Consider the following 14,151-nt stretch of genomic DNA (forward strand, 5'->3'; position numbering starts at 1 on the left):
TACCCTCTGTCAGTCTTTCTTTTTTTTCTCGCGACATTATGCAAGGAAACGGCGCTTGTCTTTCCCTTTCTGGTCATCGCTTATGACCATTTTGTGAGAAGGGACCGTAGGACACTATGGAATCAGGCAGCTCGATACCTGCCTTTTTTTTCAGCGACTGCAGTCTATTTCCTTCTCAGGGCCCAAGCCCTCGGCAGTTTTGCTCCTGTGAAACGGCATGCCGAATTGAGCGCTTATCAGTATGTCATCAGTGCCCTTCCTTTGCTCAGGGATTACGCCTTGAAACTCATACTGCCGCTGAACTTGCGTGTCTTCTATACCTTTCATCCAGCCTCGTCGCTGCTAAAGGCGCCGGCCTTTTCTGCCCTCATCTTTGTCATGATAGTGGCGGTGTCCCTCTTCATGGTGCATAGGGCGAACAAGAAGGCTTTTTTCTTTTCGATGATGATTCTTTTCCCTTTGCTTCCGGTCCTTTACATCCCTGCCCTCGGTGAAAACCCTTTTTCAGAGCGGTACCTCTACCTGCCTTCAGCAGGATTCATTTTGCTTCTTTCCTTGGCGGTGCAATACCCACAGAAGGCATGGCGGAAGGGCTTCTTGTCCCTGCCTGTCGCTGTCTGTCTGCTCATTGCCTTATATTCCGCAGGAGTCGTTGCGAGGAACCCTGTCTGGAGGAACGACCGCACCCTCTGGGAAGACGCAGTCATAAAGTCTCCGGATGCTGCGATAGCCCATTATAATTTCGGCCAGGTGTTATACAGGGAGGGTGAACTGGATGGGGCTGTCCGGCAGTATCGGGCAGCGCTTCAGTTGCAGCCGAGCCCCAAGGTCTATAACGATCTTGCTGTTGCGTACAATGACTTGGGCATGCCCGATAGGGCGATAGAACTTCTTCAGGTCGCCGTCCAGATGAACCCGGATTTCGCCGATGCCCATAACAACCTCGGTGTGGCTTATATCGCCAAGGGTTTATATCGGATGGCAATCTATCACCTCAATAAAGCCGTCAGCTTGGACCCGTCCTTTTCAGGCGCTTACAGCAACCTGGGCCTGAGCTATGAATGGCTCGGCATGAGGGATGACGCCATTATCAACTACAAGAAGGCCTTGCAACTTGATGCGAATAATATGACGGCACGGAACAGGCTCAGCACTCTTTCGCCGGGGCTGAATGCACAATAAGTGCGGGAATTTTCCGAAGCCTGTACTTCTCCCCAACCCCTGCAGCATATAAGAGTTTTTTGCCTGTTCCGGAGCTGCAGGCGAGCCTTGGGGCGCCCCACATTCAGGGAATAGGGGATACCCTCTCACATGGTAGCCTCGAAATTGGTCAAAGTAGGCAAATTTCTGTTGCTCATGGTGAAATCGCAAAGCCGGTTTGGTTAATATCTGTGGAAGGATTCCCAATTGTTAATGTAACCATTTGTTTTATTGGGAATTTTTTTAAAGATGATTTCTGGCACTATTGTTGCTTATATTTATGGCGTTGTGAAAACGATATATATGAAGAAGAAACCATCTCTCATCTGTCTTGTTTCACTGATCGTCGTATTTTTTGCATGTTCCCCGGTTTTTGCGGCTGTGGAGGCACGTTTTCTTTATAATCTGTCTGATTTTTTCGGCACGGTCCCGGTGGCCGGCGCCGGCCTGGCTATTGATTATGACAGGAATGAAACCTATGTGCTCTATCAGGAGACAGCAAGGGTGTTCAACGAGGCCGGCATGGAGGTGTACAGCTTCAGCGACGCCGGCACCGATCTTGGTATTATGAGGGGTCTTGCGGTCCTGCCCGAGGGAGATCTCATTACTCTATCCTTCAGTTACGAAGGCGGGGCCAGGATTGTTCGCCGTAATTACAGGGGAGAGCCGATCTCTGAAATTAAGATGAATGGGCTGCCCTCAGAACTTTCGCAGTTTGTGCCGTATCAAATGAGGTACAACAAGGGGTTGCTTTACTTTGCCGATTTATCACTGCAGGTAGTTGTTACCGACGTGAACGGTCTTTTTAAAAAGCAATATGATCTTTTGCCCCTGCTGGAGCTTAAGCCGGATGAACGTGCAGACAATATGATGACTGGTTTCGATGTTGACAAGGACGGAGACCTTTTGTTCACCATAAAAGTTCTCTTCCAGGCGTTTGTGCTTTCACCTGAAGGGAAGCTGCGATCGTTCGGTCAGGCCGGGAGCATGCCGGGGAAATTCAACCAGGCATCAGGAATTACTTCGGACACCAGGGGAAATTACCTGGTCGCCGATCAGTTGAAGGGAGCGGTCCAGATATTTGACAAAGGGTTCACGTTTTTGAGTATGTTTGGGGATTGGGAAGGCGAACCTGGCACCCTTCTTTCGCCGCAGGATGTAGCCGTGAACAGCAAGGATATGGTTTATGTGGCTGCAAATAGAGGGGTGAGTGTCTACAGGTTGTCCTATAAATGAAATGGCTCTCTTGAGTGAAGAGCTTATGGCAGCAATGATCTCATCATCGCTGCCACAGATAAGGAGGTGGTGAGAGGAAGAAAAGAGTTGGTTCAATGGGGGTTAATGGCGGGATACCCTCAAGGTATCTCAAATTGTGAACAAAATCCTCCGAAAAAGGTAAACCCACCGCGAGGTGGGGGCGCAAAGCCGACGGGTCCCCTTGGGACGGCCGGGTTGCCGGAGAGAAAAGATTAGTGATTCGGAGGATTAGATGAAAGTTAGCAAGATAGCGATAATTTTTGCGGCAGCCCTCTTTGTTCTGGGGCTTGCAGGCAGCAGCTTCGCGTTCCATTCCGGCGGCGTCGCCGAGTGCACAGGCTGCCACCAGATGCACAATGCAGCTACCGCCAACCTGACCATCGGCGTTGATCCGAGCTCGACCTGTCTTGAGTGCCATGGCGAGTCAGGCCAGTCCAGCTACCATGTCGCCACTAAGACATCTGAAATGCCTGCGGGAACCCCGCCGAACAATGAAGGCCCCGGCGGTGACTTCGGCTGGCTGAACAAGACCTATTGGCCGTCTGTCCGTAATGCCGTAACCACCAACTACGGTCAGAGACACGGCCATAACATCGTAGCTGCTGGCTATGACACCGGATACCTCATAGCTGACCCTGATAACAATACTGCTCCTGGCGGCACGTTCCCGGCAGGATCTCTCCACTGCACCAGCTGCCATGACATGCACGGCAAGGGCCGTTGGACGACGGCAGGCACCTACAGCAAGACCAGCGGCGCTATCTACACCTCTGGTTCCTATGGTTCCTTACCGTCAACCTTCTCAACTGGTGAACTTTTGTCAACTGGCGTATACCGTCTGCTTCGTGCAGGAGACACTGTTGACGGCGTGACCTTCCCGGCCACCCCGCCGGTTGCGGTCGTAAACAGCACCTACAACAGGTCAGAGTACTACACCCAGACCCGCGTGGCCTACGGCTCAGGTATGTCCGATTTCTGCGGCACCTGCCATCCTGACATGCACAGCACGGCAGGCATACTCCGTCACCCGCAGGGTACGGTAATGGCCGGCTCGATACAGGCCAACTACAACAGCTATGTGAAGTCCGGTAACATGACGGGCACCGGGACCAACTCGTACCTGTCGCTTGTTCCGTTTGAAGAAGGCCTGACCTACACCACAGCCAACATCAATACCCTTAAGAGCCATGCCCAGACCAACGATTCCAACCTGAACGGTCCGGGTACCGGCACCGTGCCTGCAACAGCAACGGTTATGTGCGTCTCCTGCCACAGGACGCATGCGAGCGCATGGGAAAATATGTTCAGATGGGATCCCTCCCAGACGACCATCGTCACCGCTGGCGCGTATCCCACGGGTAACAGCGGCCAGGGCTATAGCGCAACGGAAGCCTCAAAAGGCTACTATGACTACAATACAACGAAGTTCTCAGCCTATCAGAGGCAGCTCTGCAACAAGTGCCACGCTAAAGACTAGTCGTTCAGGCACTGTGCCGAGGGTTGTCTACTTGGCATATCGTGAAAAGGGCCGGCATATGCCGGCCCTTTTTTTTTCGTTCTTCATGGATTTGTGTGGATGTCGTCATTCCCGCGCAGGCGGGAATCCAGAGGGGCGATGTACTGGAAAAGCTGGATTCCCAACGGATAAAGAGATGTGGTTGTTCCACGGTAATCTCTGGAGAATCATAAGTTACTGATATTCAAAGGTTTATTTTACAACAAGGAGAGGCAACTTATGGAATAGATTTTGCTAGGAAAATGAAGATTTCAGGATTCGGAGGAAGAGAGAAGGCGAGGGGTGTTGACGCTGATTGCGAGGGTGTTTAATTGAAATTGAAATGAATGCTCATATGGCGTATGATAAGAAGCTGCATAAAGGGAGAAATGTGAAAAGAATAGCACTCGTTCTCTTTTTCTTTGTGTTGCTGACGGGATGCCAGACCATGCCTGTTGTGGCAAGGCTAAGTCTCGAAAACGCCGGCGGGTTCTTTCTCTATGTGCAGCCTTTCCCTAAGGAGGCGGAAAGGCTCAGGTTTTCGCTGGAAAAAGTCTCGGCGTTGACCACAAAGGGTGAGGAAATCCCCCTTTCCCTTGCATTCAAAGATTTTAATGCGGATACGCTGGGAAGGCAGCGCCTCCTTGCATTCGTCGCACTTCCTCCCGGTGAGTATGGGGGTTTATCCTTCCGAGTCAAGAACGCCGGGTTGAAGACGCAAGAGGGGATAGCTTCTCTTATTGTTCCCGAAGGCCCGGTGAAAGTGGACTTTAACTTCCATGTTGAGAGGAAAAAGGCGTATGTGATCCAACTCGCATTGAATTATGGTGAAGCGATAAATAACGTTACCTTCAGACCTGTGTTTCTCGCATCTGTCTCGAAGATGCCGCTGAGCGGTATGACCGGATATATTTCGAACTACGGCTCTGATGTCGTAACCGTTATTGACAAGAAAGGCGTTGAGGCTTCAGGTGCCATTGCTACGGGGAGGGGCCCGAGGGCCGTAGTGGCTGATCCGGTGCGCTTTAAGGCCTACGTGGCCATATCGGATGAGGATGCCGTTGAGGTCATCGATATTTTGACCGGCAATACGATCAACAGCGCCAGGATTGCGCCCGGCGACGACCCTCGCGAGATCGCCCTCACCCGTGACGGCAGCATGCTGCTTACCGCAAATTATGGAACGAGGACCGTAAGCTTTCTCGATGCTTCTAATCTTGTGGAGTTGCAAAGAATTCCTGTGGGTGACGGCCCTCGCTCGCTCCTGATCGACAACAGCGGCAAAAAGGCCTACGTCTTCAACAGTTATTCCAATAGCATGTCCATAATCGATATAGCACGCAGGACAGTTGTTGCAACTCTGCCACTGGAATCAAGCCCCGTGCGGGGGCAGTTTAACAGTAAGGGTGACCGGCTGTACGTGATATTTTCAGGCTCTCCCTACCTTGTCGTCCTTGACGTCGCCACCCTTAACGTCGTAAGGAGGGCGTTTATAGGGATGGGGGCGATCTCCATGAAGGTCGATACAAAGACTGATCTCCTTTACATCGGCAACAGGCGCGATAATTCTGTAACTGTCTATAATCCCTTCACCCTCACCCCTTCTTACAGCATCAGGACAGGAGGACCCGTAGGCTATATGACGATCGATGGAGATGAAAACAACCTTTGCCTTGTAATGCCGGAAAAGAATATTGTTTCGATTGTCAACCTTATCAGCAGGAAGGTCGTCGGTGAAATTGAAGTTGCTGAAAATCCCCAGTGGGTGAGCATTATAGGGGAGAGGTAGAAGTCTGGCCGATGAGACCCTTCCCTGCGCTTCACGTACAAAGACTGAGGTGGCTGCAGGTGCTTCTGGAAAGGGCTTATCGCTCGGCTGCGCTCCTGTCCGGATTTCTTCTCTTCTTTCAAGGTGAGGCCCTGGCTGACTCCATTTCCGGCTATCTCGATCTCACATACGCCTTAAGCCACGACAAGTTGGAACTCGGCCCATTGAATACAGGCACAAAAGATCGTATCTTCGACCAGAGATATAGTTTGACCCTGACAAAGAACATCTTTCCGAACCTTGATTTTTCTGCGAGCGGCTTGTTTCAACAGACGAATACTAAAACTACGACCTCAGATGGAGGGGATAGTGACTCACAGACCAGGCTGATAAGGCCCTATCTCGATCTGAAATGGGGCGCTTACCCCTTCGGCGCCGATCTCTCATATTACAAGACCCGGACTGAGGCCAATGCTTCCGGCTCTCAGAAAACTACTCTTACCAGCGAAAGTTATCAGGGCAGGTTGGAGTGGAGACCGGCAGATCTTCCGCTGCTGAACATATTCTTGAGTCATACAAATACCTATGATGAAGCCCGTGCCTCTGAAAACGTTGTGGCTGATCAGGTCTCTTGGACTTCCCAATACTCCCAGGGGAACCTGAACTTCAGATACTATGGCGCCTACTTAGACAATCAAGACAAACTGAGGAACACCGAGGTTACGAACCTCAGCAATGACTTAAGGACAGATTACACGAAAAGTCTTTTTAATGGCCGCGCCAGCTTTTACGGGTTTTATGAGATAGCACATACCAATCTGGACACTTCTGTCGGAGGAGGCGGGGGCACGAGTGTGAACATCCCTGTCTTCCCTTTTCAAGGTCTTTCATCCTTGACGAACACACCGGCCCTTGGCGCCCTTGACCCAAACCCTTTTCTTATCGACAATGTCACTACAGCGAGTGCAGGAATAAATATAGGGCTTCCCCCTGTGGGAGGAGATACAAGGCCGCGAAATATCGGCCTTGATTTTCTTGCAGCGACGGGAGTGAACACGCTTTTTGTCTGGATTGACAGGGATCAGCTCCCTGATGTAATAGCCAACTCTTACTCGTGGGCGGTCTACACGAGCTCCGATAATCTGAATTGGACATTAATCATGCAGCAGGCCTCAGCGACATTCATTCAGCTTTCGAACCATTTTGAGATAACTTTCCCGGATACGTCCGCGAGATATATCAAGGTCGTCGTCAGCCCTCTTTCGCCGACTGTGGCCGCATCTGTACCGTCTTTCCCGGATCCGGACAAGATATTCGTCACCGAGATTCAGGCCTTTACAAAGCAAACTTCCTCTACGAATCGCAGCCGCAGTCTGTCCTCAACAACGCAAAGGGTCAATACGGATCTGCGTGTCATTATCCTCGAAAGGCCTGACCTTTATTACGACGTCTCATATTCCCTCGTAACGGCAAGTGCCGGCGGAATCCGTTCTCCTTCGGTATGGACTCTGTCAAACCTCCTTGGTCTGACCCAGCCACTGAGCAGTATTTTCACGGCGAGGGCTACTGTATCAAGGCAGGACCTTAAGAACGGCAATGCCGAGAAGGTAGTAAACTATAACTGGAACGCAGCCGTCGATGCTGTCCCTCTCAGTACCCTTTCGCAGACTCTGACTTACGGCGGAAGCCTCCTGGAGCAGCCTCAGGGATCGACAACCCAACATAGTCTTTATCTCAGCAACACGGCCCAATTGTACACAGGCATCAGCGCCTATCTCAATGCCGGGACCTTCCTTACCTCCGATTACACCGGCAGAGACAACAAAGGTTCCACCCTGAATTTTGGGGTTACGATGTCTCCCACGAGGAAACTGTCGCTGACTCTGAGCGGCAATCTTTCTAATTCGCGGCAATCCGGGGGCGGACAGCCGAGCAATTCAACATCAACTTCTAGCAAGGATCTTGCACTCTCCTATACACCCTTTCCCTCGGTTTATTTTACTGCTGATTGGGCCTGGCAAGAAAACAATTTCGTACAGAATTACCAGGTCGACTGGTCTCCGTTCCAGGGAGGAGATTTGCAGTGCAGCTTCTATTACAATGAGGTTCTCAATGATCAGAACAATTCAAAAAGCAGGCTCATAAGGCCCTATCTAAGATTGAATCTCAGGAAAGCTGGCTATTTGACACTCTCCTATTCTATAATTAAAGACAGCTCTAACGCTGCAACAGTAGGCGCGATACAACAGAAATCGCAGGAGACGCAAGAGGTTTTTGCGGTTGAATACAGGCTGAATTTTTGATGATCCCTGGGAGGAGAACATGGGAAGCAGGGTGAAGGGAGCAGCAATATGCGCAGTTGCAATGTTCATTGTCATGGTGTCAGCGTGCGCATCCCATCGGCTTGATGTCTGGCGTGACGAGAACATGGATTTTGGGGCGATTAAGACTGTCGCAGTGATGCCTTTTGCGAACCTGTCTCAAGTGCAGCAGGCTGGATCCAGGGTACGAGATACCTTCATGGGCAGACTCATAGCAACAGGTGGAGTCTATGTCTTGCCGCCGGGTGATGTCGCGCGAGGTATTGCGAGGGCCGGGGTTGCAGAGCCGACTGCCCCGTCTCAGGAGGAGGCAATGAAGTTTTGCGGTATCGTGAAGGCAGATGCCGTGATTACCGGGGTGGTCAAAGAATACGGAGAGGTCAGATCAGGTCAGGCTATCGGCTCTATCATCGCTCTAAGCATGAGCATGCTTGAGGGCCAGACAGGGAAGATTGTATGGACTGCCAGCTCTCAAGAAGGTGGTATCAGCGTGAAGGACCGCCTCTTAGGTCCGAGCGGAAAACCCATGAATGAGGTGACGGAACAGGCGGTAGATGATATCATCGACAAGCTCTTTTAATATCAATAAGAGAGTACTCGTTGTCCTCTCCTCCTTCTTCCTCTTCTTCTCCGGATGCGCAAATATCGGTGGGCAGGCCTTCGTTGCGAAGCCCGTGGCAGTCAAGAATGTCCTGCTGGCAGTTTATCCCATCACCAACCTGACCGGAAAAAAGGCGCCTCTGAAAGAGACACGTCAGTTGGTGATCGGGCGACTGCAGGCCCAGGGGGTGAACGTCCTGAGTGATGAGGCGTTAGAAAAAATTATGGTAAGGCACCGGATCCGCTATGTAGGAGGATTGTCGCGTGAGGAATCTGAGTCGTTTAAGTCGGAGCTGGGAATAGACGCTGTTCTCATTATTTTCTATGAGCTCTACGATGACGGCTATCCTCCTAAGATTGCTTTGACTGCAAGATTGGTTTCGACGGGAGGGAGACCTGTAATTTTGTGGTCTGAAAGTGTAGGTTTAGCAGGCGACGATAGACCTGGGATTCTCGGATTAGGTCTGGTCAGTGACCCTCAGATACTCCTGGACAGGGCAGTCTTGCATCTCTCAGACTCCCTCATAGACTATTTATCGTCTGCAGGGATAGGCATGAGAGAGATTGAGGCGGGTTCGGGCGATGAACGCTCGAAAGAGCTGTCTGGCAAGACCGTCCCCCCTAGTTCGGTATGGAATTTAATAAAGGATCTCTTCGGTTCTTTTAAGCCGAGGAGCTATTACATAACTCCTTTCATGGACGCACACAAGAGATACTCTGTGGTGGTTATGCCATTTCAAAATAGATCAGGTAGAATAAATGCAGGTGATGTGTTGATGCTTGAGTTTATCCGGCAGTTGGCCAGTCTGAAGGAGATCACGGTTATCGATCCAGGCATCGTTCGGCAAACGATGCTCGATGAGAGGATAATGATGCGAGACAGCATCTCCCTCGCGGATTTTGACCTTATTACCTCGCGGGTCGGGGCCGATTTGGTGCTTGCCGGAACAGTAACCGATTATTATGATTATCAGGGTCCCGTTGGTACGTGCTATGTGGCGTTTTCTGTGTTGCTGATAGAAAAAAAGCAGAGAATGACGGTTTTTAGTTCTGACAGCCATAATACGGGAGATGATAGGATCACCGTATTTGATTTGGGTAAGATAAGGACAGCGTCTTCGCTGACATCAGAAATGGTCCAGGCAACGGTTGGGCTACTTTCCAAAGGACTGGATAGACGAGAACTTAAGAAGGGAGTGTTATGAAAGCATTTGTCCGCAGACTGAGCATAGGTTTCTCTTTGTTTCTCTTTATTGGCATGTCAGCGCTTGCTTATGGGCAGAACCCATCTGGAGAGGGCGAAGGGAGACAGTCAGACACGACGGGGGGATATATTCTGGTGAAAACCCCTATCACTTCACCACAGGAAGAGTCAGGGGGCTCCGTTCTCCAGAGAGTTCCCATCAATTCATCTCGCTTCTCCGATGTCGCCCTTGCGTCGGTCAATGATGATCCTATCACGTTTCGGGAATTCAGAAAATCCCTTGCAGAGATTCACGGTGAAATGTCGGAAAAAACAGATAAGGCAGGTCGTATAGACTTTGCGCAGGTCTTGAGAAGACTGATTAATACGCGGCTTGCCGTAGCGGAAGCAAAGGAGATAGGTATTGACGAACAACCTGAAATACGCGAGGAGGTAAAGGCATTCGCTAAACAGGCTCTCAGGAGCCTTATGCTCGACCAGCTCACGAAAGATGTCGTACCAGATGAAGCCGAGGTGGAGAAGCTCTATCAGGACCGTCTTGAAGAGTTCAAGCTAAAAGAGGTCTGGTTTTTGAAGAAGGAAGATGCGGAGAAGATGGAGGAGGCGGTAAAGGCCGGAAAGGATTTCGATAATGAGGCTAAACAGATGATTGCTCATCACACGGCGGACACATACAAGGAAGAGAGCCTTAAAAAGGGCGATATGGGGCCTGAGATAAGAGATGCAATTTCCGGCATGGCCGTCGGCAGTGTGAGCCCGATCATCCCTACGCAGAAAGTTTTCCTTATCCTGAAACTGGAGGATGTTCAGTCCTCAAAAGACCCGGCGGCGGTGCGGGAAGAAGCTCGGGCAGAAGCGCTTTCCAAGAAACGGACAAAGGTGATAGAGGAAAATACCAAGGCATTGTCGGAAAAGTATCTGAAACTCGACCAGGAACTCTTTGACTCCCTTGACTTTGAGGCTGAAAAGCCCGGCTTTCTCAGTCTCATGGAAGATAAAAGGGTTCTTGTCGAGGTGAAAGGCGGCGAACCGATTACTGTCGGAGAGTATACGAACGACATAAAGGATACTTATTTCCACGATGTAGAAGGGGCGATCAAGAGGAAGAGGGTCAACAGGAAGAAAAAGGACATGCTCTATAGCATTCTTTCCAAGAGAGCTATCTTAATGGAAGCCCTGGCAAGGGGTATTGATAAGACAGACGAGTATAAGGCGTTGGTGAGAGATTACGAAGACAGCGTGGTCTTTTCGGCCTTTGTGAGCAAAGTTGTCGTCCCCGACGTCAAAGTCTCTCGCGCTGAAGTGGAAGCATATTATCATGAACATCAGTCAGAGTTTTCTACCCGCGAACAGATAAAGTTCGACAGTATTATCTTTGATAAGAGGGATGAAGCAGAGAAGGCGATTGAAGAACTGAGAAAGGGCACTGACCCCAAATGGATAAAGGAAAATGCCGAGGGCCAGGTGGATAAAAAAACTGCCGGTGGTTCCGATGAAGAGGTCGGCGGCGAACTCCTGAATATGTCGGACTTGCCTGAAGGTCTGCACAAGGCTGTCTTGGGCGTTAAGCCCGGCGACGTGAGGCTATATATGAGTTCAAGAGGGTATTTTTATGTCCTCATGATACGAGAGGTCTACCCCCCAAGGCCGTTACCCCTTCAGGCGGTAGGTAATACAATATCTGATAGACTCTTCAGTGAGAAATTAAACAAGCACTTTGACGAATTGATGGGTAAACTATGGGGCTCCTACAGTGTAAAGATATTTGCGGACGACCTCGCAAAACAGATAAAAGAATATAAGCCCTAGTGTAGTGCGGCCAACGCTTCTTTACATATGTGACGTGCAAGGGACTTTGCGACCTTTCTCATGTAAAGGGATTTCTGACTCACTACAGGCGGAATATTGACTCTTCCAGGGAGTCTTTGGTAATGCCGATATCTTTTTAAAAAGGTAGGTTTTTTGGTCATGCCGTTTATGGCCTATTTTCTTCGATACTGACTATCTTCGCACAGAAAGCGGGCGGCACTTTAAGGATGACGACCTTCGTGCCGTTATCAACCCAGCCTGCTCGTGGCTGCCACGAAGTCTCGTGAAATATTAAAGGTTATTATATTGAAGATGGATACGGTACCGAAGCATACTACACCTCATACAACCCTGTATGTCAGCCACTTATTCATCCTTACCGTCGGGTTTTTTATCGGGATTTTTGCTTCATATCTGTTCATGCTGATCCCCTTTGATTTTTCGTCTGAACTTCGAAAGGCCAGAGAACTGGGAATCGTGAGCATATCTACCCTCGTGGACCATCCAAAAACAAAAGACTTTGTGGCCTATTTTTCTCTCCTCTTTTTCCCTTTTTCGTTTTCTGTCCTTCCCTGGTATTTCTGGGCAAGGCGAAGAATGACTCAGTTGAGTGAATTATTTAAGTGTCCGGAGGCGCACGCTCCGGGGGGAAAATATGCCTCCACATTACTTGGTCTTCTGGCAATCTGCGCTTGTGTCATATTGACATTTCGAATCAGTGAGTTTTACATGGCCAATTACAATCCCTTTGTCGGATCATGGCCGTTTCTTGGAGAAGAGGGAGAGAACCTTGCCTGGGCTCAGAGCATCCTTTCCGGCGGCTTATATGGAAAGGACTTCTTCTGCTCTTATGGACCGCTGCTCGTTTATCCTCTTGCGGCGGCGATGAAAATATTCGGTCAGACGGTGGTCATCGAACGAGTTGTAAAGTATTGCTATGACTTGTTGGCCTTCGGGATCGTCGTTGTTTTTCTCTTCAAGACAGTTCGTTCGTATCTCCTGTTTGTCTTAGGGAGCCTTCTCTTTTTTTCCATGTACCCGCCGCTCTGGTCGCTGTCCATCAACTTTAGCGCACTGAGGTTTGTCCCGGAAATTCTCTCTTTTTTCCTCATTAACGCTTATCGCGAAAAAGGCGGAAGGAGACGGCTTGCGATTGCGGGTCTTGTCACGGGGCTAGGCGCCTTATTTAGTCAAGAGGCAGGTATCGCTTCCCTGGTGGTGTCCCTGTGCGCATTGTTGCTCCGCAACGTCATGGAACATCGCAACGTGAAGCTATTTATCACCGATACGGCTGCCCTGACGGCTGGACTGGTCACAGCGATCTTGCCTGCAATCCTTATTTTCGCCGGTAAGAACGATTTCACCATGTTTCTGGACAACATGTACGAACTCCCCATGGTGATGACGTTGGGCTACGCCGGCATTCCTTTCCCCGCGTTTCGGGATTTTCTTTCCCATCCGATGCAGACGTCTCCCGTGTCATATTGGATGATTTTTTTTTACAGTATAATGTCCGTATATCTTGCGGTTTCGTTTCTTCTGAAAAGTGATCAGAGAACACTGTACCTTAGGGTAATGCTTTTGTTGTACTGTATGATTCTCATGAGAATACCTTTGGGAAGGTCTCTTGGAAACGATATTAAGGTCTTTCCACCGACATTTATTCTGCTTGCGCTTCAAATGGATTCTTTGGCAGCCGCCATGAGGTGCAGTCAGAAGATCTATATGAAACTCGGTCATGCCATATTTGCACTTATCATCTTGGGTACGCTGTCAGTTGCGTTATTCTCCGGACCTTCCATTCTCGGACACAACATGGAAGACACGGTAGAGAGACTCATACGTTTCCCGCAAATGCATTCAGTCAAACCAACAGGCGTCCCTGTTCATGACATCGGCAGGGGGGGTGTATTGTATGATCCCGCTACGGCAAAAGACATGATCCGGATAAAAAACTTTCTTGACACGTATGCCCGGGATGACAGATACGTATATTTTTTTCCGAATGAGGCGGCCTACTATTTTGTCTTTAATAAACAGAACCCGACCCGCTACGCCTATGCCTATCATGCGGCGACCTCTGCACAACGACGAGAATTAATCTCAGACCTTGAAAAGAAAAAGCCCAGATTCATCGTTTACAGCCTCAATACGTGGCGCGTCGACGGTATACCGGAAACGGTCCAGGTTCCGGAGGTGGTGGATTACATAAGGCAAAAGTATGATACGTTCTCCGATCTGGGAGGGGTGATTATTCTCCAGAGAAAATTTACCTGATGTGCGCGAATGCGCACGCAACTTCTTGCGGAAACTCGCGACTGTCGTAAGAGGTTCGAAATCAATACAACGCCCGATGATATTAACAGTCTCAAAATAATATTTACAGATGTGCTCCCTATTATTGGTCATGCCCGAGATCCTTAGTCGGGCATCCATTCTGTTCAAAGTGGATTCCCGCCTTCGCGGGAATGACGGCCAAGAATGTGCAGACTATTAT

The 14,151-nt window shown here is 49.8% G+C and carries 9 protein-coding genes and 1 riboswitch; all 9 genes read left to right on the forward strand.

Going from position 1 to position 14,151, the window contains the following annotated elements; genetic code table 11:
• On the forward strand, window positions 1–1,182 hold a 1,182-nt coding region (locus tag VFG09_10645; protein ID HET6515608.1), incomplete at its 5' end, for a tetratricopeptide repeat protein.
• A gap of 522 nt (window positions 1,183–1,704) precedes the next feature.
• Window positions 1,705–2,436 (forward strand): hypothetical protein, encoded by a 732-nt coding sequence (locus VFG09_10650; protein HET6515609.1) that lies wholly within the window; start codon window positions 1,705–1,707, stop codon window positions 2,434–2,436.
• Window positions 2,437–2,584: 148 nt separating this feature from the next.
• A riboswitch (cyclic di-GMP riboswitch) is annotated at window positions 2,585–2,660 on the forward strand.
• Window positions 2,661–2,689: 29 nt separating this feature from the next.
• Complete coding sequence (locus VFG09_10655; protein ID HET6515610.1) at window positions 2,690–3,934, forward strand: cytochrome c3 family protein; 1,245 nt, start codon at window positions 2,690–2,692, stop codon at window positions 3,932–3,934.
• A gap of 409 nt (window positions 3,935–4,343) precedes the next feature.
• A complete protein-coding gene (locus VFG09_10660) occupies window positions 4,344–5,741 on the forward strand; it encodes a beta-propeller fold lactonase family protein (protein ID HET6515611.1) in 1,398 nt (465 codons plus the stop codon).
• Between the two features lie 59 nt (window positions 5,742–5,800).
• The gene (locus VFG09_10665) at window positions 5,801–8,023 is read left to right on the forward strand and encodes a hypothetical protein (protein ID HET6515612.1); all 2,223 of its coding nucleotides are present in this window, start codon (window positions 5,801–5,803) and stop codon (window positions 8,021–8,023) included.
• A gap of 19 nt (window positions 8,024–8,042) precedes the next feature.
• Window positions 8,043–8,621 carry a GNA1162 family protein gene (locus VFG09_10670; GenBank protein ID HET6515613.1) on the forward strand — a complete coding sequence of 193 codons (579 nt, stop codon included), beginning with the start codon at window positions 8,043–8,045 and terminating at the stop codon, window positions 8,619–8,621.
• On the forward strand, window positions 8,596–9,846 hold the full coding sequence (locus tag VFG09_10675) for a hypothetical protein (protein HET6515614.1): 1,251 nt from the start codon (window positions 8,596–8,598) through the stop codon (window positions 9,844–9,846). The genes VFG09_10670 and VFG09_10675 overlap by 26 nt, the downstream gene beginning before the upstream one ends.
• Window positions 9,843–11,654, forward strand: coding sequence for a peptidylprolyl isomerase (locus VFG09_10680; GenBank protein ID HET6515615.1), 1,812 nt, complete (start codon window positions 9,843–9,845; stop codon window positions 11,652–11,654). The genes VFG09_10675 and VFG09_10680 overlap by 4 nt, the downstream gene beginning before the upstream one ends.
• A 312-nt stretch (window positions 11,655–11,966) precedes the next feature.
• A complete protein-coding gene (locus tag VFG09_10685; GenBank protein ID HET6515616.1) occupies window positions 11,967–13,931 on the forward strand; it encodes a hypothetical protein in 1,965 nt (654 codons plus the stop codon).
• Window positions 13,932–14,151 lie beyond the last annotated feature (220 nt).

It is taken from the genome of Thermodesulfovibrionales bacterium (assembly GCA_035686305.1).
Taxonomy (GTDB): Bacteria; Nitrospirota; Thermodesulfovibrionia; order Thermodesulfovibrionales; family UBA9159; genus DASRZP01.

Excerpts from the sequence above, each read along its gene's own strand:
- VFG09_10655 (HET6515610.1), top strand. The coding sequence starts at position 2,690 with ATGAAAGTTAGCAAGATAGCGATAATTTTTGCGGCAGCCCTCTTTGTT.
- VFG09_10670 (HET6515613.1), top strand. The coding sequence starts at position 8,043 with ATGGGAAGCAGGGTGAAGGGAGCAGCAATATGCGCAGTTGCAATGTTC.
- VFG09_10675 (HET6515614.1), top strand. The coding sequence starts at position 8,596 with ATGATATCATCGACAAGCTCTTTTAATATCAATAAGAGAGTACTCGTT.
- VFG09_10680 (HET6515615.1), top strand. The coding sequence starts at position 9,843 with ATGAAAGCATTTGTCCGCAGACTGAGCATAGGTTTCTCTTTGTTTCTC.
- VFG09_10685 (HET6515616.1), top strand. The coding sequence starts at position 11,967 with ATGGATACGGTACCGAAGCATACTACACCTCATACAACCCTGTATGTC.